This window comes from uncultured Psychroserpens sp. (assembly GCF_947503375.1).
Classification (GTDB): Bacteria; Bacteroidota; Bacteroidia; order Flavobacteriales; family Flavobacteriaceae; genus Psychroserpens.
Genome location: NZ_CANNDQ010000003.1, coordinates 122,241 through 146,583 on the forward strand (window position 1 = coordinate 122,241; position 24,343 = coordinate 146,583).

The following is a 24,343-nucleotide window of genomic DNA, read 5'->3' on the forward strand; positions in this document are numbered from 1 at the left end:
TTAGCCAACTTTAATGCAACCAAAATATTTATTAATAGCACTTTTTATAACCTCTATTTTGTTTTCATGTAAAAGTGATGAAAAAAAAATAGAAGTAGAGCCTCAAACTGTAATAGAGGAAGAACCAGATAAAGAATTTGGTTTTGTATTGGAAGATTATGTAGTAAAACGTGATACCATTCGAAAAGGAGATAGTTTTGGTGAAATATTAGAACGTAATAAAATTGGTTACCCGAAAATATTTCAAATTGCTGAAAAAGCAAAAGATACATTCGATATAAGAAAGCTTCAAGTTGGTAAACCTTATACACTTCTGTGTTCAAAAGATTCACTACAAACTCCAGAGTGTTTTATCTATCAACCCAATAATATAGATTATGTGGTTATTAAGTTTGCAGATTCTGTAATTACTTATAAAGAGAAAAAGCCTATCACTATAGTAGAAAAGGAAGCTTCGGGAATTGTAATGAATAGCCTCTCTGAAACCATGGAGTCTCAAGGCTTACCGTATCAATTAATTAATGATATGAGTGATATTTATGCTTGGACCATCGATTTCTTCAGACTTCAAAAAGGCGATCGATTTAAAATAGTATATAAGCAGCGTTTTATTGAAGATACTATATACGCTGGTATTGAGAGTATAGACGCTGCGTATTTCAAGCATAAAGACGAGTCATTTTATGCTTTTAACTTTGAAGTAGATAGTACAAAAAACATATCAGATTATTTTGATGAAAATACCAAAAGTTTAAGACGTACATTTTTGAAAGCACCTGTGCAATTTAGTCGTATCTCTTCACGCTATAACCTTAACCGTCGTATAGCATATTATGGGTATAAATTACGACCTCATAAAGGAACCGATTTTGCAGCTCCAATAGGCACACCTATATTGGCAACAGCCAATGGTACTGTTACAGAATCGACGCGACGAGGTGGTAATGGTAAGTATGTAAAGATTAAGCACAATGCTACCTATAGTACACAATACTTGCATATGAAGGCACAAAATGTAAAAAAAGGACAATTTGTAAAACAAGGTGATGTTATTGGTTGGGTTGGAATGACAGGAAATACTGGCGGCCCACACGTTTGCTACAGGTTTTGGAAAAATGGCAAACAAGTAGATCCATTCAGGGAAAAACTGCCAGCAGCCGAATCAATACCAGATACCCTTAAAGGAAAATATACTGAATTTATTAAGCCTTTAAAATTGAAGTTAGATAACATTCAATTTGAAGACAATAAGATAGAGTTACCAACTGAAGACGAAACACTAACGTCTAAAATACAATAATGGCTTTAAAAACGATCAATCCTACAACAACATCAGCTTGGAGTAAACTGCAAGCACATTTTGAAACCATCAAAGCGTCTCATATAAATACGTTCTTCGCTCAAAACAGCAATAGAGCAAGTGAAATGACTATCAAATGGGAAGATTTCTATGTAGATTATTCAAAACATCGAATCAATAACGAAACACTAGAGTTACTTATTGAATTAGCTAACGAAGTCGATTTAAAAGACGCTATAGAAAAATATTTCAGTGGTGATGTCATCAATCAAACCGAAGGACGTGAAGTTTTACACACAGCGCTTAGAAACCCAAAAGATGCTGAGGTTTTAGTTAATGGCAATGATGTCATGCCAGAAATTTTTGAGGTAAAACGAAAGATTGAAATATTTTCAAATCAAATTATAGATGGCAAACTAAAGAGTTATACCAATAAACCTTTTACAGATATTGTAAATATTGGTATTGGAGGTTCAGATTTAGGACCAGCAATGGTAGTCGATGCATTAACGTATTACAAGAATCATCTAAACACTCATTTTGTGAGTAATGTAGATGGTGATCATGTAAATGAGATCATCAAGAAGCTAAACCCTGAAACAACACTTTTTGTCATTGTTTCAAAAACATTCACTACTCAAGAAACACTATCAAACGCCAATACTATTCGATCTTGGTTCTTAAAAAATGCACCAGATGCTGCTGTCTCAAAACATTTTGTTGCGGTATCTACTAATATTGAAAAAGTCAAAGAGTTTGGAATAGATGAAAATAATATCTTCCCAATGTGGAATTGGGTAGGTGGAAGATTTTCTTTGTGGAGCGCTGTAGGGTTATCTATAAGTCTTGCCGTAGGCTTCGATAATTTTGATAAATTACTCTATGGAGCTCATAAAATGGACGAGCATTTTAAGACCGCAGATTTTGATCGTAATATTCCTGTCGTAACAGCATTATTGAGTGTTTGGTATAATAATTTCTTCAAGGCTGAAAGTGAAGCAGTAATTTCTTATTCACAATATTTAAACCAATTTGCTACGTATCTTCAACAAGGCATAATGGAGAGTAATGGAAAAAGTATTGATCGTAATGGAGATAAAGTGAATTACCAAACCGGAACGATTATTTGGGGAGAACCAGGCACTAACTCTCAGCATGCATTTTTTCAACATATCCACCAAGGTACAAAGTTAATTCCTGCAGAATTCATAGGGTTTTCAAAATCATTACACGGCAACCAAGATCATCAAGATAAATTGATGTCTAACTTTTTTGCGCAAACAGAAGCTTTAATGAATGGTAAATCTAAATCTGAAGTCATTCAAGAATTAAAAGCACAAGGCGTTTCAGAAGAAACAATAAGAATGGTAACTCCATTCAAAGTCTTTGATGGAAATAAACCAACATCAACAATTTTAATTAACCAGCTCAATCCTGAAAGCTTAGGGAAATTGATAGCTATGTATGAACATAAAATCTTTGTACAAGGCATTATTTGGAATATTTTTAGTTATGACCAATTTGGTGTTGAACTAGGGAAACAACTCGCTAATACAATTCTAGATGAATTAAAGAATCCAAATGTTATCAACAATCATGACGATTCTACTAAAAATCTCCTTGCTTTTTACAAGAAGCAAAGTCATTAATTGTTGAAAACTATCTTATTATAAAACACTTGTCAGTTTATTTGTTTAGTTATTTTCATTAATTTAAACTGTTAATATTTCTTAACGTTAAGGTAATATAGTATCGTTTAATCAACCGTATTTTTGCCGAAAATTAAAAACTCTTTAAATTAATTAATAATGAAAAAAACTACTAAATTTTTTTTAATGTGCTTTTTGTTGATTTCATCAATTGCAATTGCACAAAGCACAGTTACAGGTACTGTAACTGCTGATGGTCTTCCACTGCCTGGAGCCAATGTTGTTGAAAAAGGAACAACTAATGGGGCAAGTACAGACATCGATGGTAAATTCACGATCCAAGCAAACGCAACAAGTGGTGAATTAGTAATTTCTTACGTAGGTTATGCTAAAATGACAATTAGTTTTAATGGAAGTCAAGACTTAGGGACTATTACATTAAAAGCTGATAACTCACTAGAAGAGATTGTTATTGTTGGTACTGGAGTTGTTGATTTAGCTGAAGACAGAAGAACACCAGTAGCAGTGTCTACAATTAAAGGGAAAGACATTCAGTTAAAGATATCTGGTAATGCAGAATTTACTGAGTCTATGAAGAACACACCTTCTGTTTATGTTGCTAATCAAGCTGGAGGTTTTGGAGACAGTCAAATATTCTTAAGAGGTTTTGACGATACAAACACTGCGTTCTTACTAAACGGACAACCAATTAACAGTCCTGAAGATGGACGTTTATTCTGGTCAAACTGGGCTGGTATGGCTGATGTTGCTAATGCAGTTCAAGTACAAAGAGGTCTAGGTTCATCAAAATTAGCTATTTCTTCTGTTGGTGGTACAGTAAACATTGTATCTAAAACTACAGATCAAAGAGAAGGTGGTTTTGTTAGAGCAATGGGTGGTAACGATAGTTTCATGAAAGGAACAGTTGCTTATAATACAGGATTAAGTGATAAAGGATGGGCTTTTTCATTTTTAGTAGATCACTGGCAAGCACATAGAAAGTATTCAATAGGTACTGCAGGTCAAGGTCAAAACTATTTATTTTCTGTTGGATATAAACCAAATGAGAAGCACACATTTAATTTCTTGATTACTGGCGCACCTCAATGGCATGATCAAAACTTTTCTAACGATCTAGAAGAGTATGAGCAATTTGGAGATAAATATAACGGAAACACAGGTTTTAAAGATGGTGAGCGTTTTACTGAAAGACGTAACTACTACCACAAGCCTGTTGCTAACTTAAACTGGGATTTTGATATCAATGAAAGTTTAGATTTATCAACAGTACTATACGCATCTTGGGGACGAGGCGGCGGAACAGGTATGTTAGGTCGTGGAAGCAGAATAAGAAATAATGTTGGTCAAATTGATTTCGATCAAATCGTAACAAATAACATTGCTGAATCTGATTCTAACGGTTTTGCACTTTCTGATGATTCACGTGTACGTCGAGCATCTGTAAATAATCACAACTGGTATGGATTACTTTCAAACTTAAATATTGAATCTGGTGAAAACTGGTCGTTCAATGTTGGTATTGATGGACGTTTATACAAAGGAGATCACTGGAGACAAATTAATGACCTTATGGGATTAAATGGTTTTGTTGATAACCGTAATACTGATAGACCAGACGATTATGTATTTACATCTGAATTTGATGCTGACCCATGGTCTGCATTATTTGATTTTGCTGATGAGTCTGAGCGTACACAATTTGATTACTCTGAAAACATCAATTATATTGGAGGTTTTGGTCAAGCTGAATATGCAACTGATAAGTTCTCTATTTTCGTACAAGCTGCAGTATCTACTCAGTCTTACCAAAGAACAGGTCGCTTTGTTGGTACAGGTAATGGATTAGGAGAGTCTGAAAAATTAAATAAAACAGGGTATAACATTAAAGCTGGTGGTTCTTATAGTATTAATGACAACCATTCAGTTTTTGTAAATACTGGTTTTTATTCTCGTCAACCATTTTTAGATAACGTATTTGCAGATATTAGAAACTCTAATGATATTGTTAGTCCAGAGATTGACAATGAAGAAATCACTGGTTACGAAGGTGGTTACCGTTTTAAGAATAATACATTTAGATTTAACTTAGATGTTTACAGAACAGAATGGGCTAATCGCTTCTTAGCATTTGGTGGAGATATCGATCCTGATGGAATACCTGCTACTGGAGACGAGTTTAATGCAACTTACCGCTTTACAAATATCACACAAATACATCAAGGTGTCGAGTTTGATTTTGAGTTCAGACCTTTATCTGCAATGTGGACATTGAAAGGTTATGGGTCTCTAGGTAACTGGAAGTATGAAGGAGAAACGCCATTTACATTACAAAATGATGATACTGCACAATTTGTAACAACTGATGGGACATTAGAACTTTCTGATGTAAAAGTTGGAAGTGCACCACAAACCTCATTTGGTTTAGGTCTAGTCTTAGATGTATGCGAAGGATTATCTGTTGATATGGATTATAATGTATATACTGATCTTTATGAGTTTGTTGATGTAGAAGACGTAGTTCAAGCTCAGTTAGATGGTGGAAGATATGAAGCTGTTAGATTGCCAGCTTATACATTGGCTGATGCAGGTGTTACTTATAACTTTAATATTGGTGAGAATGATGTTGTATTTAGAGCTAACGTATTTAACTTATTCAATGAATCTTACATCAACCAGAGAGATGCATTTGGTTATTTCTTAGGTGTTGGAAGAACATTCAATGCAAGTTTGAGATATAACTTCTAATTATAATCTATTTAAATAAAAAAAGCTGCCTAATTAGGCAGCTTTTTTTATTCCCACTTGATGGTTTCCATAATGTGTTTGATGTCATTTCTTAAATAAATAGCTGCTGGATAGATGGAGTCATAGTTAGGCTTTGCATAAAAATATAACGACCCACTTAAAAAATGATTGATACTATCTGTTACATAGAATTGAGACTGAGATGCTGCATTGCCACCTACTTCATAAAACATTCCAAAGACATTATTTTTCGGATTTTCATATAGATCACCTTCTATTTCGTCTGCTTTAATGGTATGCTTTTGAGTATGATTTTGTGCATCTCTTAATAAATTTGTAAGATTATCGTTTTCAACTTTTTTGTAAGTAAGATAAATGGTTCCTTTTAACTTAGGGTAGTTAATGTCTATACCATAAACATTATTAATCCCATCAAGCTTTATGTTAGAAATCTTATCTGCCAAATCGTTCTTCTCAAAAGTAAATGGCAGAGGAACATCAACAGTCTTATACTCTGGCTTAGGATACTCTAAGCGTAGCATCGCTTTTGGTTTAGGGACAGGATCTTCGGCACAAGCTAAACAAGATAAAGCAACACCAATTAAAAGTAATTTTCTCATATTTATTTTTATCATCAACTCACTATAAACGTAATAATAGTAAATTTTATTAGTCTAAAACTGTAAATCTTACTTGTTTGATGCGTTTCTTGTCTATAGCTTCAATAGTAAAAACATAGTTTTTGAAATTTATCTTACTATTTAGCCTTGGGAAAATGCCCGATATTTCTAATACAAAACCAGCTACGGTTTCAGCCTCTCCTTTATAATCTTCAAAAACAGTAAGATCTTCAATACCAATAATTCTATAAAAATCTTTAAGTGTTGTCTTCCCTTCAAATGAATAATTGTTATCATCTATTTTAGAATAGATGACATCATCATCATCAAATTCATCACTAATATCACCAACAATTTCTTCAATAACATCTTCAAGTGATACAAGACCAGAAGTTCCACCGTATTCATCTACTACAACAGCTAAATGCACTTTTTTGTCTTGAAATTCTACCATGAGATCATCAAGTTTTTTATTCTCTGGAACAAAGAATGGCGCCCTTAGTAAACTTACCCAATCAAATTCAATTCTGTCTATATATGGAAGGAGATCTTTAACATACAAAATGCCTGTTACCGTATCAATACTATCTTTATAAACGGGGATTCTAGAATAACCATTTTTAATAATTTCTGGAATAATCTCATTGTATTTTTGCTCCTCATTGAGCGCAAAGATATCCATGCGAGGCCGCATTACTTGTTTCGTATCTGTATTGCCAAAAGAAACAATGCCTTGCAATATTTTATGTTCTTCAGTTGTGGTATCACTATCACTAGTTAATTCTAAGGCTTGTGATAGTTGATCTACACTTATATTCGATTTTTGTTTACCTAACTTATTATGTATGGTCAACGTAAGATAACGCATGGGTAAACTCAAAGGAGAAAAGATGAAATCTAATATCTTTAAAGGAATAGCCATAAAAGCCGAAAATTTAACATGATTTCTACTGGCATAAATTTTCGGAATAATTTCACCAAATAACAAAATGAGAAATGTAATTACAACGACTTCAAGAAGAAATCTTACCCAAGTTAGCTCTATATTATAGAACAGGGTTTCTCCTAAAAAAGCAAATAAAATTACAATCCCTATATTAATAAAGTTATTTGCTACTAGTATCGTTGCCAATAATTTTTTTGGACGTTCCAAAAGCTTAGAAATAATTATAAAAGCCTTTGGTTGTTCTTCTAGACCGTTATCTATATTAGACTTTGTCAAAGAAAAGAATGCTACTTCAGCGCCAGAAATTAGAGCAGAGCAAAGTAGTAAGACCAACAATAGGAAAAGTCCAGAAATTAGGGATGTGTTTCCAGATGCTAAAAGTGATATTAAACTCGAGGGTTCAGGATCCAAGGGTAAATAGGTTTAAGTTATCTAAAATGGAAGATCATCATTATCTTCTTTTATAGCTTGTGAAACATTATTGTCTGTAGGTTTTTGAACAGATTGTTGTTCATTAGGATTACTAGGTGTATTTCCAGATTGACTTTCATTTTTCGTGGTTAGAAAGGTAAAATCTGTACATTGTATTTCGGTAGAATACCTATCTGTTCCTTTATCATCCTGCCATTTTCTTGTTTTTAACCTTCCTTCTATATACACTTTATCTCCTTTAGATAAATATTTTTCACAAATTTCAGCAGCTTTATTCCTTACAACAATATTATGCCATTCCGTATTTGTAACACGTTCATTTGTTTGTTTATTGGTGTAGGTTTCATTTGTAGCTAATGGAAAGCGACCCACACAGTTGCCACCATCAAAATAATGCAGCTTTACTTCATCACCTAAATGCCCAATAAGCATTACTTTATTCAATGTTCCAGACATAATACTAATAGTTTAAGAATACAAAATTAAACATTTTGTTATCACTGTATTAAAAGTAAGAAAAATTTATGAGTTCTTTAAAACTCAAATGCCTCTATAAAATTGCTAATCAACTTTGGCATAGGATAGTCTGTTATTTTTGAATATAAAATACCATCCTTTGGTAATTTGTCAATTTCTATAATCCAAAACCTAGTGTGTAAATGTTGATGCGATAGTTTATGAACTAACTCTTTAGTGTTAAATAATCTGTATTTAAAATTCATGCCATTCAAATAAGAGGTTACTTCACGAAGTGTATAAAAATCTTCAGGCGTTAACTGCTTTTTGGTTTCAATTAATGGGAATTGATATAAATTTTGCCAGATTCCTTTAGAACTTCGCTTTTCAAAAATAGTCTTCTTATCTGGAGTTAAGAAGACTAGAAAATTAAAGTGTCTTTTTGTAAGCTTAGTTTTTTTGAGTTTTACTGGTAATACCTCAATTATTGATTTTTGAAGAGCTACACAACTATCACTCAAAGGACAAACAATACAATATGGGTTCTTAGGCTTACATTGTGTGGCACCAAACTCCATAATTGCTTGGTTGTAATCACCTGGATTTTTAATATCTATTAAAGAGGAAGCTAAAGATTTAAACTCTTTTATGCCTTGCGTACTATTAATAGGCGTTTGAATTCCAAAATATCTAGAAAGTACTCTGTACACATTACCATCAACAACAGCTGTAGGTTCATTAAAGCATATTGAAGCTATGGCACTTGCGGTGTAATCACCAACACCTTTGAGCTTTAGTATTTCAGAATAGATTTTTGGAAACTTACCATTTAAGTCATTAGCTATATGTTTTGCTGAAACATGTAGGTTTCTTGCTCTAGAGTAATAACCTAAACCTTGCCAAAGCTTTAAAATATCTTGCTCATCTGCACTAGCAAGATCAAAAACAGTAGGGAAATTTTTCACGAAAGCTTCATAGTATGGTAAACCTTGTTTAATTTGAGTTTGCTGTAAAATAATTTCTGAAAGCCATATATGATATGGATTTTTTGTGTTTCGCCACGGAAGATCTCTCTTATTTATTGAATACCAATTAGTTAAAACTTTAGTAAAATTCATGCTTATTTTATAATTGTTGCAAAAATAAATCTTTATAAGGTTAAATTTTAATTAATTACGCTTGAAATATTGAAATTAAAATTCCTATATTTGCATCCCTTATAATTAATAGATAACCCTAAAATTAATAACAATGACAAAAGCTGATATAGTAGCTAAAATTTCTGATAAATTAGGAATTGAAAAAGGAGATGTTCAAGCAACAGTTGAAACATTCATGGAAGAAGTAAAATCTTCATTAGAAGGTGGTGATAATGTATATTTAAGAGGTTTTGGAAGTTTCATCGTAAAGACTAGAGCTGAAAAAACAGGAAGAAATATTTCAAAAAATACAACAATAAAAATACCAGCACACAACATACCTGCATTTAAACCTGCAAAAGTATTTGTTGAAGGTGTTAAGACCAATGTTGAGGTCAACTAAAATATTAAAACAAATATTAATTTAAAAAAGACTTATTTATGCCAAGTGGTAAAAAAAGAAAAAGGCACAAGGTAGCGACGCACAAGCGCAAGAAAAGAAGACGCGCTAACCGTCACAAAAAGAAATAAATTAGAAAAAGTAGTTTTTTAACTACTTTTTCAATTTTTAAAACAACGTTCTTTGATATAAAATTCATGAGTTTCATTGCGTTTACCTTCGCAAGACATGAGTTTGCTGGATTTTAATATCCTGTGTCAAAATAAAGTAATATCCATCTGTTTTGAAATGCATCAAAACGGACTAAAATTAACAACATGGAAAAAGAATTGATTATAAGATCGCGTTCCGATATTGTTGATTTTGCCTTATTAAAAGATGGAAAACTTATCGAATTACACAAAGATGAAGATGATAACAACTTTGCGGTTGGCGATGTATTTATTGCCAAAATACGAAAAGCGGTTCCTGGTCTTAATGCTGCATTTGTAAATGTAGGTTATGAAAAAGATGCTTTTTTGCATTATCATGATTTAGGACCACAATTGCCTTCTCTTTTGAAATTTGTTAAGCGTGTAAGCACAGGTAGACATACCGATTTTTTACTGAAAAATTTTCAGTTTGAGAAAGATATTGATAAAAACGGAAGCATAGCTAACGTTTTAAAGTCAAATCAATCACTATTAGTACAAATAGTAAAAGAACCAATATCAACCAAAGGACCTCGCATAAGTAGTGAGTTGTCTATTGCTGGTCGTTATATTGTTCTAGTGCCATTTTCTGATCGTATTTCAATTTCACAAAAAATTGAATCTAAAGAAGAAAAAGACCGTTTAAAACGGTTGGTAAAGAGCATAACGCCTAAAGGTTTTGGTGTTATTATTCGTACTGTCGCAGAAGACAAGAAAGTTGCCGAACTCGACAAAGATTTACAAAATTTGCTGAATAGATGGACAGCAATGTGTAAAAAAATACATAAAGCACATCATCCAAGTAAAGTACTTAGTGAAATGAACAAAGCCTCTTCTATTTTAAGAGATATTTTTGACGATTCATTTACTAGTATTACTATAGATGATGAAGCACTTTATAGCCAAATAAAAGATTACGTGCATCAAATTGCACCCAATAAAGAATCAATAGTTAAGATGTATAAAAATGGCGTGCCAGTTTTTGAAAAATTTGGAATTGAGCGCCAAATAAAAACATCTTTTGGTCGTACAGTCTCCATGGCAAAAGGAGCCTATTTGGTTATAGAACATACCGAAGCGATGCATGTTATTGATGTTAATAGTGGTAACAGATCTAACAAAGAAAAAAACCAAGAAGACACTGCTTTGGAAGTCAATTTAATTTCTGCATCAGAAATTGCTCGACAATTACGTTTGCGTGATATGGGAGGCATTATTGTTGTAGATTTTATAGACATGGGTAAGGCAGAAAATCGAAAACAATTGTACAATCATCTTCGTGAAGAAATGAAAGATGATAAAGCAAAACATAAGATTTTACCTCCTAGTAAATTTGGTCTGGTACAGATCACCAGACAACGCGTTCGACCAGAGCGTAATATTAAAACAAAAGAAGATAATCCTAACGGCGTTGCAGGTAGTGAGATTGAAGCACCAATTAAAGTGATTCAAAAAATTACCCAAGACCTTGAGCGATTATTTAAAAAAGACTATAAGAAGATTACATTAAACGCACATCCTTTTATAGCAGCCTTTCTAACCAAAGGGTTTCCATCAGTACGTTCTAAGTGGTTTATAGAACATAAAAAATGGGTAAAAGTTTTACCTAGAGATGCTTACACATATCTTGAATATCATTTTTTTGACAAAAATGGTAAGGAAATCAAATAATATCTAAAAACCCCTTTCTGAAATTTCAGAAAGGGGTTTTTGTTTTTTGTCAATAAATTTTAAAATCAAGGCGCTGGATTAGGAAGCTCAGCATGCACTTCGTTTATTGCTTTAAGAACGGCATCACTCAATGTAATATTTATACTATCAATATTCTCTTCTAATTGTTCTAAAGATGTTGCACCTATGATATTACTGGTCATAAAAGGTCTGTCAGTTACAAAGGCTAAAGACATTTGTGCTAAGCTCATGTCATGGTTTTTGGCTATTTTTAAGTAACGCTTAGTCGCTTCGGTAGCATTTTTACCACTATATCTTGAAAATCTAGGAAAGAGTTTTAATCTTGCGTTATCTGCTTCTGTACCTTCAATGTATTTACCAGATAAAACACCAAAAGCCATAGGCGAATACGCAAGTAATCCAATATCTTCTCGAATAGCAATTTCAGCCATGTCACCTTCAAAGACTCTGTTTAATAGCGAATAAGCATTTTGTATGGTAATCATTCTTGGGAGATTATGCTTATTAGACTCCTCTATGTAACGCATCGTTCCCCAAGCTTTTTCATTAGAAATGCCTACTTGACGAATTTTACCAGACTTTATTATCTCATCAAGATGATGAAGAATTTCATTAAAGTTATCATTCCATTGGTCATTTGGATTATGATTATAATCTCTCACGCCAAAAGTATTGGTGTTTCTTTCAGGCCAATGTAATTGGTACAAATCTATATAATCGGTTTTCAAGCGTTTAAGACTGTTATTTACCGCTTCATGAAGTGCTTGTTTACTAAAACCATTGGTTCTTATATGTGCTGTGTAGTCTCCTGGGCCAGCAATTTTAGTAGCTAAAACAACTTTATCTCTATTACCGGTTTTTTCAAACCAATTGCCAATAATGCGTTCGGTATCTGCATATCGTTCTGCGGTAGCAGGTACTGGATAGAGCTCTGCGGAATCAAAAAAGTTAACGCCTTTATCAAGAGCCAAATCCATTTGAGCAAAGCCTTCTTCTTGCGTATTTTGGTTTCCCCAAGTCATCGTGCCAAGGCAAATTTTACTAACTTTTATATCTGTTTTTGGTAGTGTGGTATATCTCATTTTATTGTTTTCTATTAAGGTATAGTAAAGATAAGAAGACCTTTTCAGTTTTTTAAAAACGGAAAGGTCTAAATCTGTGTTAAGGTTCTTATACCAAATTAAATATCATTTAAAAGTTTAGATATCTCATCTAGTTTTGGTGTTAAAATAACTTCAATACGACGATTTTTCGCTTTGCCTTCTGCGGTTTCATTACTAGTAATTGGAGCAAATTCGCCACGTCCAGCTGCAGTTAGATTTTCAGGGTTAATAGCTGCATTTTCTCGTAATATATTAACAATAGCTGTGGCACGCTTAGTAGATAGATCCCAGTTTCCACTTAGTTGCGCATTACCTTTGTAAGGCACATTATCGGTATGGCCTTCTATTAAGATAGCGATGTCTGGGTTTTCAGCTAATACTTGACCGAGTTGCATTACCGCTTGTTTTCCTTGTGTTCCAACTGCCCAACTACCTGATTGAAACAATAACTTGTTTTCCATTGAGACATAAACTTTCCCGTTACGTTGTTCGACTGTTAGACCTTTTCCTTCAAAGTTTGTAAGTGCTTTTGAAATGGCGTTTTTGAGTTTGGTCATAGCGGCATCTTTTGATGCAATAACATTTTCTAATTCAGCGACGCGTTTTGAACGCGCTTCTAGTTCTTTTTTTAGCTTTTCAAGTCTAGCACTTTCGGTTGCTAATGCTTGTTCTTTTGCTTCTAATTGTGCTAACAGTTCTCTATTCTTTTTAGAATTTTCAGCAATAGAAGCCGAGCTATTTTTCTCTAAGGCATCATATGATGCTTTTAAGTTGTCAAGATTTGTTTTTATAGCGTTATAGTCGGTTTGAAGTTTGTTACGCTGTGCTAGAGTTTCATTATACTCTTTCTGAAGTCTTACCAAGTCATTTTCGGATTTGTTTAAAGCAGCTTCTAGGTCTTGATTTCTTTCAGATAATTTTTTGTTTTCTTTTTTAAGTGAGGCGTATTTGTCTTCTAGATCGGTGTATATTTTTTTAGAAACACAAGATGTAGTAACTACAAATACAAGGGCTATTAATGTCAATCTTTTAAGCATATGTAAAATATTAATTGTTTTTATTTTTTTATTTCTAATAAAATAGGGCAATGATCACTATGAACTGCTTCCGAAAGGATAACGCTTCGTTTGATGTTTTCTTGCAAAGGTTGAGTAACCATGCCATAATCTAAGCGCCAACCTTTATTGTTAGCTCTTGCATTTGCTCTGTAACTCCACCAAGTATATTCTTGTTTTTCAGGATGTAAGAATCTGAAAGAATCAATAAAACCACTATTAATGAAGTTTCCAAACCATTTACGTTCTTCAGGCAAAAATCCAGATACACCTTTCATTTTTGGATTGTGTATATCTATGGCTTCATGGCAAATGTTATAATCGCCACATACGACCAAGTTAGGTAATTCTTGCCGTAAGTTATTTAAATAGTTATGAATTAAATCCATGTATTCAAACTTGTGTGCTAACCTAGCATCATTTGTCCCAGAAGGCAAATACATACTCATTACGGATATGTCATCAAAATCAACCCTAAGGTTTCTACCTTCAAAATCCATAGAAGTTATTCCTGTTCCAAATTCTACATGATTGGGTTCAGTTTTACTTAAAATAGCAACACCGCTGTAGCCTTTTTTTTGAGCGCTAAACCAATAGTTGTACTTGTATCCAGCTTTTTCAATGGCTTCAATATCTACTTGCTCTTTCATCGCTTTTATTTCTTGTAGACAAACCACATCAGGATCTGCATTAGTAAGCCAGTCGATAAAGCCTTTATTCATCGCAGCTCGAATGCCGTTAACATTGTATGAGATAATTTTCATTCTAAGTTTTTAAGATTTCAGCTAAATTAAATAATACTGTACTTTTACACTATTATTTTAAGGAGCTTTTAACCATAAAATAATTTCTGTGTTTAGAAGTTTATATATAGAATGAAAATTGCTATTTCTCTTGTCTGTTTTATTATGGGTTGCTCTACTTTTGTGCATGGGCAAGCATCTAATTATAGGACTAAAAAAGTAGCAGTTAGAGATAGTATAAAAGTAGATACCGTAAGTATTAATACCAATAGTTTTGTGCTTCGGAAAAACGATAATACCATTATTGACTCTACATACTATGACATTGATTTTTCTAAGGCTTTATTAACGTTTAAAAAGCCTATTGATACAGATTCGATAGTTATTGACTATTTGAGATATCCTGATTTTATTACACGCAAATATTTTCAATTAGATGAACGAGTTATAGTTGATAACACAAATAATACACAACGATTGTATAGGCTAAATCAATCTAATGTGTCTCGCTCGTTTTTACCATTTGATGGTTTGAGCACTTCTGGTAGTATCTCTAGAGGTGTCACTATTGGAAACAATCAAAACTCTGTTTTAAACAGTGAGTTAGATCTACAAATTTCAGGTAAGTTAAGTGATAAAGTATCACTTAGAGCCTCTATACAAGATGCTAATATTCCTTTGCAAGAAAGCGGCTATTCTCAACGATTAGATGAATTTGATCAAGTTTTTATTGAGCTATTTAGTGACGCATGGAATATTAGAGCAGGAGATATAGATTTGATAAATAATAGTAGCTACTATGCTAATTTTACTAAGCGTGTTCAAGGTCTGATGGTTAATGTAAATATTGATAAAGAAGAATCAAAGACCAATTTATTTGCAGCAGGCGCTCTAGTGAGAGGGCAGTTTACAAGTAGTCAATTTACAGCGCAGGAAGGTAATCAAGGTCCTTATAAACTAAGAGGTCCAAATAGTGAATTATTTGTACTAATCGTATCTGGTAGTGAAACGGTTTATGTTAATGGAATTGCAATTGAACGAGGAGAAAATAAAGATTATATCATTGATTACAATGCTGGTGAAATTATTTTTAACTCAACCTTTCCTGTTACATCAGAGATGAGGGTTACGGTTGATTATCAGTTTAGTGAACGTAACTTTTCTAGATTTACTGTTTTTGGAGGTGGAACTTATGAGACAGAAAAATTAAAATTAGGAGTGTCTATATATTCTGAAAACGATTCTAAAAACCAACCACTACAGCAAAATTTATCTACTGAACAAGTAGCAATTTTAGCTAATGCTGGAGATGACAAATCGTTGATGGTTGCACCTTCAGAAGTTCAAGAAGCATTTAACGAAAATAGGATTTTGTACAAAAAAGAAATTGTTAATGGTATTGAGATTTTCGTGTTTTCTAATAATGAAGACGATGAATTATTTAGTGTTCGATTTACGCAAGTAGGCATTAATCAAGGAAACTATATTATAGTAAATAGTAATGCCATTAATAACATTTTTGAGTACGTCCCACCATTAAATGGTGTGCCTCAAGGAAATTATGAACCCATTGTTCAATTAATAGCACCTGTTAAATTACAAGTTGCAGTAGTGAATGGAATATATAAACCTACAGAAAAAACAAACATTTATTTTGAATTAGCAGGAAGTAGAAATGATTTGAATTTATTTTCAGATATAGATGATAGTGATAATGATGGTTTTGCTGGGAAGCTCAAAGTAGAGCAACAACTTATTAAGAAGGATAGTTTATGGAATTTGAATGCACATGTAGATGCAGATATTATTCAGAAAAACTTTAGAACGATTGAGCGCTTATATCGACCAGAATTCAATCGTGATTGGAATTTAGAAAACCCACTTGGTAATCAAAGCTTATTAGCCTCTGGACTTGAGTTTATACATGCTGAAAAGGGAACTGCAAATTATAAATTTGAACACCTTAATTATTCAGAGAACTTTAACGGAAACCGTCATAACCTCTTAGCCAACTTAAGGCTTAACCGATTTCATATCTATACCTTGTCTAGCGTGTTGAATAATAATAGTAGTTTGTCTACGTCTTCATTTTTAAGATCTTTTAATCGACTTACATATTCATTTAAGAAGCAATGGATTGGTGCAAAGTTTGCTATGGAAGACAATAAGCAACGAGAAAAAGAAACAGATTTATTAACCAATTTAAGTCAGCGTTTTAACTCATATGAAGCTTTTACAGGCTATGGTGATAGTACTGGTGTTTTTGTAGAAATAGGTTATAAATATAGAGTGAATGATAGCTTGAGAACAAATGAAATAAAACGCGTTAATACGTCTAATACTTATTATTTCAAATCACGTATCATCAAAAATAAAAATACAGATCTTGCCATTTTTGCCAATTATAGAAAACTCAAACAAGAAGATGTAACTATAGAGGACGATCAATCGTTGAATTCTAGATTAAACTTTAATCAAAAGTTGTTCAAAAATATTTTAATATGGAATACTATTTTTGAGACCAATTCAGGGACATTACCAAGGCAAGATTTTACGTATGTTGAAGTAGAACCTGGTCAAGGAGCGTATACGTGGATAGATTATAATGAGAATGGTATACAAGAACTCAATGAGTTCGAATTGGCTCAATTTGTTGACGAGGGTAGTTTTATACGAGTACTGCTGCCAAATCAAGTGTTTATTAAAACACATCAAAACAGATTAAGCCAAACGCTTACAATTAACCCACAACAATGGTCTGTTTCAGAAAATAAAATCAAAAAATTCTGGTCGCATTTTTATAATCAGACATCATATTTAATTGATAGAAAGGATCAGAGGCAAGGAAATACATTCGATCTTAATCCGTTTTCTACAGATGAAGGCAATCAATTGGCACTAAATAAAAGTGTAAGAAATGTATTGTTTTATAATAGAGGGAAACAAAGGTATACCACATCGTATACATTTTTAAATAATGTGAATAGAGCTGTGTTATCTATTGGTTTTCAAGAAAACAAATTACAAAGTCACCAATTACAGTTTAATCATAAGTTTGCCAAAAGTTGGCTTGTAAATTTAGAATCCAGCTTGGAGATTAATGAAAGTTTAAATGAAAATTTTGTATCTCGTAATTATAAGCTAGACGAAATACGGCTTCAGCCTAAGCTATCGTATATCTTTAATGAAAATGCACGTTTTGACGTATTTTACCAATATGCAACAAAAGACAATACGATTGGAAATATGGAACAGTTGTCGCAAAATAACTTCGGATTGTCATTTACGTATAACAATGCTCAAAAAATAGCCTTAACTGGTGAGGTTAATTATTTCAAAAATGATTATGAAGGTAATCCTAACACACCTGTGGCTTATCAAATTTTAGAAGGCCTACAACCAGGAAATAATTTCACATGGAGTTTAATAGCGCAAAAGAAGCTAACCAAATTTTTAGATCTAAATTTGAATTATTTTGGAAGAAAAACCGAGACTAGCAAGACGATTCATACAGGAACCATTCAATTAAAAGCTTATTTTTAATTGATTATTCTAAACAAGTAAAAAGCTCTCAATTGGTGAAATTGAGAGCTTTTTACATTATTATATTTTAGATGGTTACTTCATCCTCTGTAACCAATTTTTTACATCTACTTCTTTTTTAATAATAGACCTTAATTCATCAATCTTAACACGTTGTTGTTCCATCGTATCACGATGACGAATGGTAACCGAATTATCTTTTAAAGTGTCATGATCTACTGTAACACAAAACGGTGTTCCAACAGCATCTTGGCGCCTGTATCGTCTTCCTACGGCATCTTTTTCGTCATAAACTACATTGAAGTCCCATTTTAGATCTTCAATAATTTGTCTTGCAATTTCAGGAAGACCATCTCTTTTAATCAATGGGAGAACAGCTGCTTTTGTTGGTGCTAAAACTGCTGGTAATTTTAAAACGGTTCTAACGCTACCATCTTCTAAGGTTTCATCTTCTAAGGCATTTGAAAAAACAGCTAAGAACATACGATCTAGACCAATTGAGGTTTCTAAAACATAAGGCGTGTAGCTGGCATTGTCTTCGTGATCAAAATATTGGAGCTTCTTTCCTGAGAATTCTTCGTGTTGTTTCAGGTCAAAATCTGTACGAGAATGAATCCCTTCAAGTTCTTTGAATCCGAAAGGGAATTTAAACTCTATATCTGTGGCTGCATCAGCATAGTGAGCTAATTTTTCATGATCATGGAAACGGTAATTATCGTCTCCCAAGCCAAGTGATTTATGCCATTTTAAACGTGTGTCTTTCCAATAATCAAACCATTCTTTTTGTGTACCAGGTTTGATGAAGAATTGCATTTCCATTTGTTCAAACTCTCGCATTCTAAAAATAAATTGCCTAGCGACAATCTCATTTCTGAATGCTTTTCCTGTTTGAGCTATTCCAAATGGAATTTTCATACGTCCAGTTTTTTGAACATTTAAAAAATTTACAAAAATACCTTGTGCTGTTTCTGGGCGTAAATAAAGATCCATAGCGCTATCTGCACTAGCACCCAATTTAGTCCCAAACATTAAATTGAACTGCTTTACATCTGTCCAATTTTTTGAACCTGTCATTGGGTCTGCAATTTCAAGTTCTTCAATAAGGGCTTTAACATCTGCGAGATCTTCTTTTTCTAATGATTGACCTAATCGTTTTAAAATTGAATCGATTTTTTCTTGGTATCCAATAATACGTCCGTTAGTACTTATAAATTCTTCTTTATTAAAAGCATCTCCAAAGCGTTTTTGAGCTTTTTTGACTTCCTTATCTATTTTGTTTTCAATTTTAGCACAATAGTCTTCCACTAGAACATCTGCACGATAACGCTTTTTAGAGTCTTTATTATCAATTAAAGGGTCGTTGAAGGCATCTACATGACCAGAGGCTTTCCAAGTAGTGGGATGCATAAAAATTGCAGCATCGATTCCTACAATATTTTCATGCATTTGTACCATCGCTTTCCACCAATAGTCCCTAATATTTTTCTTTAGCTCAGCGCCATTTTGTGCGTAGTCGTATACTGCACTCAATCCATCATAGATTTCACTACTTTGGAAGACGTAACCATACTCTTTTGCATGAGAGATTACTTTTTTAAATTGATCGTCGTTTGCCATGGTGCAAAAATAAAAAACCGCTCCAATTTACAGAGCGGTTTTTAATAAATTATATGTAGTTAGTTAATTTAATTTTACTTCTGTGCTTCCTAATTTTCTGTCCTTATTGAAAATATTAATAAAGTAAGTGCCTTTAGTAAGTGGTCGTTCATCTTTATCAGCTTCAACATCGATACATATATCTAAAACTTCATTATTATAATTTACAATTTTTTTAGAGCTGTATATTAAAGATGAACTTCCAAAAGTTATTGCACCTTTATCTGCTAATACATTATTTTGAGGATTGACAATTTGAATGTAAAGTTCTTTTTCACCTTGCTCTGTTAATGAATTTTCAGCTAGCGTAAAACAGACTTCTATATGCTGTACTTTTTTAGCTCTCTTCGTAGCACGTTTGCTTCCAAAAAGTTGGGCATAAGATTTAGCTTCAAATGAATTAGCGGTTAGCAGCGCACCCTTTTCAATACTCTTGTTTAGGTCTTCATTCTCTTTAAGTAACGAAGTATTAGTTTTGCGTTGCTTTTTTAGTTCATTGTATGCTAGTAGTTTTTCCTTTTTGAGATTCTCATTAACCTCATTTAGAGAGTCAATGGTTTTAAATAAGGATTTATTTTTTAATTTTATATTGTAAAGTTGATTTTTAAACTTCGCAACGACAGAGAGGTCGCTTCGCAACATAGCAAGAGAATCTAAAGCTAGCCTTGTATCTCTTTTGGCTTCTTCTAACTGTGAAGAGATCAAATCATTTGAAACAGAAACGTCATCATATCTAGTTATCATTTGTGATAACTCATTCTCTACTAGCTTCTTTTCTTGTTCTAAAAATTGTTGGTGCGCTTTAATGGATTGATAATTAGTAAAACTATAAACGCTTAAAATTGTAACGGCAACTATTAATGAACCAATAATTAATCTGTAGTTAAATAATTGAGGGTTAACTATCATTATTAATTTTGTTATTTTATCATGCGAAACTAGAGAATATGGAAGTTATATTTTATTTTAATCGATGAAATGGTAATAAATTTGTTAAACTTATTTTTTCCAAAGGTTTGTTTGTCTTGTAATAATCATTTATCAGACAACGAGCGTCACATCTGTACGTCTTGTAGACATCAGTTGCCATTGACTAATTTTCATCTTGACCCATCTAATGCGGTTCACAAAGTAATGTATGGACGAGTGAAACTAGAACAAGCGACTGCCTTATTGCACTTTTCTAAAAAAGGAATAGTTCAACAACTTATACATAACTTAAAATATAGAGGTCATCAAGAGATTGGTCAATTTTTAGGTGAGTGGTTAGGTGAGGAGCTAAAACAATACAGTGAATATTTAAAAGTTGATATCGTTGTACCTGTACCATTGCACAAATCTAAACTAAAAAAAAGAGGCTATAATCAAGTAGAAAAATTCGGTAAGGCCATTGCCAAAGCTTTAAATGCAGATTATAACCCTGAACTATTAATCAAGACTAGTGCAACAAAAACTCAAGTATTCAAAGATCGTTTTATGAGGAGCTCAGATACGCATCCTAAATTTGCAATAACGAAAAGTGAATCACTCGCGTCTAAACACATACTTATTGTTGATGATATTATTACAACCGGAGCTACTTTAGAGGCTTGCGCTAATACATTTAGCACAATTGACGGTCTTAAATTAAGTATTGCGACGATGGCAATTACAGATTAAAAATGATTTTCTATGTTGTCAAAAGCACGTTAATTGTTTTGAGTATGCTTCAAATAGTTGTTAATTTGCTTTAAAATTAAAAATCTACAATGTACTTGCGCTTTTTAAAGGTGATTTTTCTTATACTATCTATTGTTGCTATGCATGGATGTGCTAATAGAGGCACACCTTCTGGAGGTGAAGAAGATAAAGAACCACCTTTGATTACTAAAACGGTACCTGAAAATTTTACAACCAATTTTAAAGGTAAAGAGATCAGAATATATTTTAATGAATTTATTAAGATCAATAATCTTCAAAAGCAGTTAATTATATCACCTCCTATGGACGTTGATCCTACTATAACACCTCTAAGTGCAGCTAGTAAATACATAAAGATCATTATCAATGATACGTTAGAAGATAATACGACTTATGCATTTAATTTTGGGCAAAGTATAGTTGACAACAACGAAGAAAATCCGTACGATTATTATAAATATGTTTTCTCTACAGGTGATTATATTGACTCACTTTCGGTAAAAGGACTTATTGTTGATGCCGAAAAACTACAGCCTGATACTTTTGTTTCGGTAATGTTATATGAGTTAGACTCAACTTATACAGACTCTACAGTTTATAAACAAAAGCCAAAATACATCACTAATACTTTAGATAGTGTTACTACTTTCAGTATAGATAATATTAAAGCAGGCAATTATAAGTTGATTGCTTTAAAAGATGAAAATGGAAATTTCACCTACCAGCAGAAAAGTGATAAAATTGGCTTTTTTGAAGGTGTGATCAATGTGCCTAGCGATACAACTTATACCTTAAAGTTATTTAAAGAAGAATTAGATTTCGATATTAAAAGATCGAAACAAATTGCTGGTCAAAAAATTGCATTTGGGTATGAAGGGAATGCCACAAATATGACTATTGAACAATTAGGCGAACTACCGGAAGGCTTTGAAAAGCGTATTACTAAAGACAAAACAAAGGATACATTATACTATTGGTATAAACCAAAAATTGAATTAGACTCCGCGCAGTTTGTCATTACTAATAAAACATTTACAGATACATTAAATCATAAATTTCGTGAGATTGAAAGAGATTCGCTTGTAATTAGAGCAGAACAATCTGGTACACTAAATTTTAGAGATGATTTTACTTTAGAAGGTACTATTCCTTTTACTAAAATAAATACGCAGTATATTTCTATTTTAGATCAAGATTCATTAAGAGTGCCTTATACAACTTCGTTTGATACCCTTAAAAATAGTTACAGCTTCAAGTTTGATAAAACGGAATCTAATAAGTACATTATTCAGCTACTTCCAAATGCGTTAGAAGATTTTTTTGGGAATGTAAATGATACACTCAACTTCTCTTTGAGAACCAAAACATTTGCCGATTATACTAATATTAGAGTAAAATTAGAAAACGCTGTATATCCAGTTATAGTTCAGCTTACCGATGAGCAGGGTGAGGTAAAATATGAACAATTTGCTACTGAGCCACGTTTGTTTGATTTTAAAAACATAAATCCAAATAAGTACTACATTCGTGTAGTGTATGATACTAATGGAAATCAGAAATGGGATTCTGGAAATTATTTATTACAACTTCAACCAGAACGTGTTAGTTATGCTAAAGGTTTGATCGATGGTAGAGCAGGATGGGATTACCCTGAAGAAGTTTTTACTTTAGACTAAAAGCATCTTTATCATTCAAGAAACCAAGTTTGTTTCTGTAAGTTTCTATATGAGACTTATGCAATGTAACAATCTCTACAGCCTCTTTATCATTTGGAGTTGTATCTAGGCGTTCACCAAGAGTGTCGTAAATAGCTGAATGTCCTGAATATTCATGGTTATTAGCATCCAATCCAACACGATTAACACCTACACAATAACTCATGTTTTCAATAGCTCGAGCTTTAAGTAAAGCATTCCATGCATTAATTCTTACTTTTGGCCAATTAGCAACGTATAACAAAAGGTCATAACCTTCAACGTTTCTTGACCATACAGGGAATCGTAGGTCATAACAAATTAAAGGTTTTATTTTCCAACCCTTATAATTTATGATGCTAATAGAATTTCCTGATTGATATATTTCATGTTCACCAGCTAAGGTAAACGTGTGTTTTTTGTTGTAACAATCAATACGACCATCTGGATGTACAAAAAGTAACCGATTATAATACTTATCATCCTCTTTGATTACAATACTTCCTGTAATAGCAGCATATGTTTGTTTGGCAAGATCTTGCATCCATGACACTGTAGTACCATTCATAGATTCAGCGACAGAACTTGCATTCATGGTAAAACCAGATGTGAACATTTCTGGAAGCACGATCACATCAACAGGTTTAGTAAGTGTGCTAATTTTTTTACCAAGATTAATCCTGTTTTGTTCGGGATGTTCCCAAATCAAATTTGTTTGGAAAAGTGCTATGGTCAAGTCGTCTTTCAAAATTTTAATTATAGTTTTTCTTTAGCCTTATTAAGTGCTGTATTTAATTTTTCAATTTTTTCTAGCCACTTGGTCTCATCATTAGGAGATAATTTGCCTTTACGCTTTAGTCTTTCATATTTTTTTTGAGCGTCATTTAATTTTTTATCAGCTTTATCATATTTAGCCTGAATTTTTTGTTGCTTTTTTAGCTCTTTTTCGGTTCGCTTTTGTTGCTTTTCAGCCTTTTTTTGAGCTCTTTCGGCTTTTTTCTTTTCTCTTTCTAGTTTCTCTTGGGCTTTTATTTCCTTTGCTTTGACCTTCATTTTGTTAGAAATCGAACTAGCTTGCTTAAAGATAGCTTCTTTATCTTCAATAGTTAATGTTTCCGTAATTTCTTTCCCTTCTAAAAAGATTTTCTCTTTTTTTACCTCATAGGTTTTTCCATTTCTCTCTACATTTTGAGCGTTCGTAGAAAAACTAAAAGTCATCATAAATAGGAATATGACATATTTCATATAAATTAAATTTTTTGCGTTCTACAGGTTAGA

General features: G+C 32.7%; 19 protein-coding genes. 8 read left to right on the forward strand and 11 right to left on the reverse strand.

Features of this window, described 5'->3' with window-relative positions:
* The first annotated feature begins 13 nt into the window (after positions 1 to 13).
* The 3 genes from Q0876_RS06595 (at position 14) to Q0876_RS06605 (ending at position 5,715) form a co-directional block, all read left to right on the forward strand.
* On the forward strand, positions 14 to 1,300 hold the full coding sequence (locus tag Q0876_RS06595) for a peptidoglycan DD-metalloendopeptidase family protein (protein WP_299225370.1): 1,287 nt from the start codon (positions 14 to 16) through the stop codon (positions 1,298 to 1,300).
* Positions 1,300 to 2,949: a glucose-6-phosphate isomerase gene (gene pgi, locus Q0876_RS06600; RefSeq protein ID WP_299225372.1), complete on the forward strand. Its 1,650-nt coding sequence runs from the start codon at positions 1,300 to 1,302 to the stop codon at positions 2,947 to 2,949. Before Q0876_RS06595 ends, pgi begins: the two co-directional genes overlap by 1 nt.
* 159 nt (positions 2,950 to 3,108) lie before the next feature.
* Positions 3,109 to 5,715 carry a TonB-dependent receptor gene (locus Q0876_RS06605; RefSeq protein ID WP_299225374.1) on the forward strand — a complete coding sequence of 869 codons (2,607 nt, stop codon included), beginning with the start codon at positions 3,109 to 3,111 and terminating at the stop codon, positions 5,713 to 5,715.
* A gap of 47 nt (positions 5,716 to 5,762) precedes the next feature.
* On the opposite strand, the gene gldD is transcribed toward Q0876_RS06605, so the two are convergent.
* The 4 genes from gldD to mutY all read right to left on the reverse strand — a co-directional run bounded on the left by gldD (position 5,763) and on the right by mutY (position 9,287).
* On the reverse strand, positions 5,763 to 6,335 hold the full coding sequence (gene gldD / locus Q0876_RS06610; protein ID WP_299225376.1) for a gliding motility lipoprotein GldD: 573 nt from the start codon (positions 6,333 to 6,335) through the stop codon (positions 5,763 to 5,765).
* A 49-nt stretch (positions 6,336 to 6,384) separates the two neighbouring features.
* Positions 6,385 to 7,692 carry a gliding motility-associated protein GldE gene (locus tag Q0876_RS06615; protein WP_299225378.1) on the reverse strand — a complete coding sequence of 436 codons (1,308 nt, stop codon included), beginning with the start codon at positions 7,690 to 7,692 and terminating at the stop codon, positions 6,385 to 6,387.
* 21 nt (positions 7,693 to 7,713) lie between these two features.
* On the reverse strand, positions 7,714 to 8,169 hold the full coding sequence (locus Q0876_RS06620) for a single-stranded DNA-binding protein (protein WP_299225380.1): 456 nt from the start codon (positions 8,167 to 8,169) through the stop codon (positions 7,714 to 7,716).
* A 77-nt stretch (positions 8,170 to 8,246) separates the two neighbouring features.
* Entirely contained in the window at positions 8,247 to 9,287 is a 1,041-nt protein-coding gene (gene mutY, locus Q0876_RS06625; RefSeq protein ID WP_299225382.1) for an A/G-specific adenine glycosylase, read from the reverse strand.
* Between the two features lie 133 nt (positions 9,288 to 9,420).
* Here mutY and Q0876_RS06630 point away from each other — a divergent pair, with 133 nt between their 5' ends.
* Entirely contained in the window at positions 9,421 to 9,711 is a 291-nt protein-coding gene (locus Q0876_RS06630; protein WP_028870804.1) for an HU family DNA-binding protein, read from the forward strand.
* A gap of 314 nt (positions 9,712 to 10,025) precedes the next feature.
* Entirely contained in the window at positions 10,026 to 11,570 is a 1,545-nt protein-coding gene (locus Q0876_RS06635; protein ID WP_299225384.1) for a ribonuclease E/G, read from the forward strand.
* A gap of 65 nt (positions 11,571 to 11,635) precedes the next feature.
* Here Q0876_RS06635 and Q0876_RS06640 read toward each other — a convergent pair whose 3' ends face one another.
* From Q0876_RS06640 to Q0876_RS06650, 3 genes are all read right to left on the reverse strand, one after another.
* Positions 11,636 to 12,673 (reverse strand): aldo/keto reductase, encoded by a 1,038-nt coding sequence (locus tag Q0876_RS06640; RefSeq protein ID WP_299225386.1) that lies wholly within the window; start codon positions 12,671 to 12,673, stop codon positions 11,636 to 11,638.
* 98 nt (positions 12,674 to 12,771) lie between these two features.
* Positions 12,772 to 13,731 (reverse strand): OmpA family protein, encoded by a 960-nt coding sequence (locus Q0876_RS06645; protein WP_299225388.1) that lies wholly within the window; start codon positions 13,729 to 13,731, stop codon positions 12,772 to 12,774.
* A 20-nt stretch (positions 13,732 to 13,751) separates the two neighbouring features.
* On the reverse strand, positions 13,752 to 14,513 hold the full coding sequence (locus tag Q0876_RS06650) for an exodeoxyribonuclease III (RefSeq protein ID WP_299225390.1): 762 nt from the start codon (positions 14,511 to 14,513) through the stop codon (positions 13,752 to 13,754).
* A 111-nt stretch (positions 14,514 to 14,624) separates the two neighbouring features.
* Here Q0876_RS06650 and Q0876_RS06655 point away from each other — a divergent pair, with 111 nt between their 5' ends.
* Positions 14,625 to 18,035, forward strand: coding sequence for a hypothetical protein (locus Q0876_RS06655; RefSeq protein ID WP_299225392.1), 3,411 nt, complete (start codon positions 14,625 to 14,627; stop codon positions 18,033 to 18,035).
* 75 nt (positions 18,036 to 18,110) lie between these two features.
* Here the strand turns inward: Q0876_RS06655 and Q0876_RS06660 are convergent, their stop codons facing one another.
* Both Q0876_RS06660 and Q0876_RS06665 read right to left on the reverse strand, forming a co-directional pair.
* Positions 18,111 to 19,652 carry a glycine--tRNA ligase gene (locus Q0876_RS06660; protein WP_299225394.1) on the reverse strand — a complete coding sequence of 514 codons (1,542 nt, stop codon included), beginning with the start codon at positions 19,650 to 19,652 and terminating at the stop codon, positions 18,111 to 18,113.
* A gap of 63 nt (positions 19,653 to 19,715) precedes the next feature.
* Entirely contained in the window at positions 19,716 to 20,600 is an 885-nt protein-coding gene (locus Q0876_RS06665; protein ID WP_299225396.1) for a hypothetical protein, read from the reverse strand.
* 69 nt (positions 20,601 to 20,669) lie between these two features.
* Between Q0876_RS06665 and Q0876_RS06670 the strand changes: the two genes are divergently transcribed.
* Positions 20,670 to 21,350, forward strand: coding sequence for a ComF family protein (locus Q0876_RS06670; protein ID WP_299225398.1), 681 nt, complete (start codon positions 20,670 to 20,672; stop codon positions 21,348 to 21,350).
* 89 nt (positions 21,351 to 21,439) lie between these two features.
* Complete coding sequence (locus tag Q0876_RS06675) at positions 21,440 to 23,047, forward strand: Ig-like domain-containing protein (RefSeq protein WP_299225401.1); 1,608 nt, start codon at positions 21,440 to 21,442, stop codon at positions 23,045 to 23,047.
* Here the strand turns inward: Q0876_RS06675 and Q0876_RS06680 are convergent.
* Together Q0876_RS06680 and Q0876_RS06685 are read right to left on the reverse strand one after the other, a co-directional pair.
* Entirely contained in the window at positions 23,034 to 23,813 is a 780-nt protein-coding gene (locus tag Q0876_RS06680) for an amidohydrolase (RefSeq protein ID WP_299225403.1), read from the reverse strand. The genes Q0876_RS06675 and Q0876_RS06680 overlap by 14 nt on opposite strands.
* A gap of 8 nt (positions 23,814 to 23,821) precedes the next feature.
* On the reverse strand, positions 23,822 to 24,310 hold the full coding sequence (locus Q0876_RS06685; protein ID WP_299225405.1) for a hypothetical protein: 489 nt from the start codon (positions 24,308 to 24,310) through the stop codon (positions 23,822 to 23,824).
* Positions 24,311 to 24,343: the final 33 nt, after the last annotated feature.

Excerpts from the sequence above, each read along its gene's own strand:
- Q0876_RS06595 (WP_299225370.1), top strand. The coding sequence starts at position 14 with ATGCAACCAAAATATTTATTAATAGCACTTTTTATAACCTCTATTTTG.
- pgi (WP_299225372.1), top strand. The coding sequence starts at position 1,300 with ATGGCTTTAAAAACGATCAATCCTACAACAACATCAGCTTGGAGTAAA.
- Q0876_RS06605 (WP_299225374.1), top strand. The coding sequence starts at position 3,109 with ATGAAAAAAACTACTAAATTTTTTTTAATGTGCTTTTTGTTGATTTCA.
- gldD (WP_299225376.1), bottom strand. The coding sequence starts at position 6,335 with ATGAGAAAATTACTTTTAATTGGTGTTGCTTTATCTTGTTTAGCTTGT.
- Q0876_RS06620 (WP_299225380.1), bottom strand. The coding sequence starts at position 8,169 with ATGTCTGGAACATTGAATAAAGTAATGCTTATTGGGCATTTAGGTGAT.
- mutY (WP_299225382.1), bottom strand. The coding sequence starts at position 9,287 with ATGAATTTTACTAAAGTTTTAACTAATTGGTATTCAATAAATAAGAGA.
- Q0876_RS06630 (WP_028870804.1), top strand. The coding sequence starts at position 9,421 with ATGACAAAAGCTGATATAGTAGCTAAAATTTCTGATAAATTAGGAATT.
- Q0876_RS06635 (WP_299225384.1), top strand. The coding sequence starts at position 10,026 with ATGGAAAAAGAATTGATTATAAGATCGCGTTCCGATATTGTTGATTTT.
- Q0876_RS06640 (WP_299225386.1), bottom strand. The coding sequence starts at position 12,673 with ATGAGATATACCACACTACCAAAAACAGATATAAAAGTTAGTAAAATT.
- Q0876_RS06645 (WP_299225388.1), bottom strand. The coding sequence starts at position 13,731 with ATGCTTAAAAGATTGACATTAATAGCCCTTGTATTTGTAGTTACTACA.
- Q0876_RS06650 (WP_299225390.1), bottom strand. The coding sequence starts at position 14,513 with ATGAAAATTATCTCATACAATGTTAACGGCATTCGAGCTGCGATGAAT.
- Q0876_RS06655 (WP_299225392.1), top strand. The coding sequence starts at position 14,625 with ATGAAAATTGCTATTTCTCTTGTCTGTTTTATTATGGGTTGCTCTACT.
- Q0876_RS06660 (WP_299225394.1), bottom strand. The coding sequence starts at position 19,652 with ATGGCAAACGACGATCAATTTAAAAAAGTAATCTCTCATGCAAAAGAG.
- Q0876_RS06665 (WP_299225396.1), bottom strand. The coding sequence starts at position 20,600 with ATGATAGTTAACCCTCAATTATTTAACTACAGATTAATTATTGGTTCA.
- Q0876_RS06670 (WP_299225398.1), top strand. The coding sequence starts at position 20,670 with ATGGTAATAAATTTGTTAAACTTATTTTTTCCAAAGGTTTGTTTGTCT.
- Q0876_RS06675 (WP_299225401.1), top strand. The coding sequence starts at position 21,440 with ATGTACTTGCGCTTTTTAAAGGTGATTTTTCTTATACTATCTATTGTT.
- Q0876_RS06685 (WP_299225405.1), bottom strand. The coding sequence starts at position 24,310 with ATGAAATATGTCATATTCCTATTTATGATGACTTTTAGTTTTTCTACG.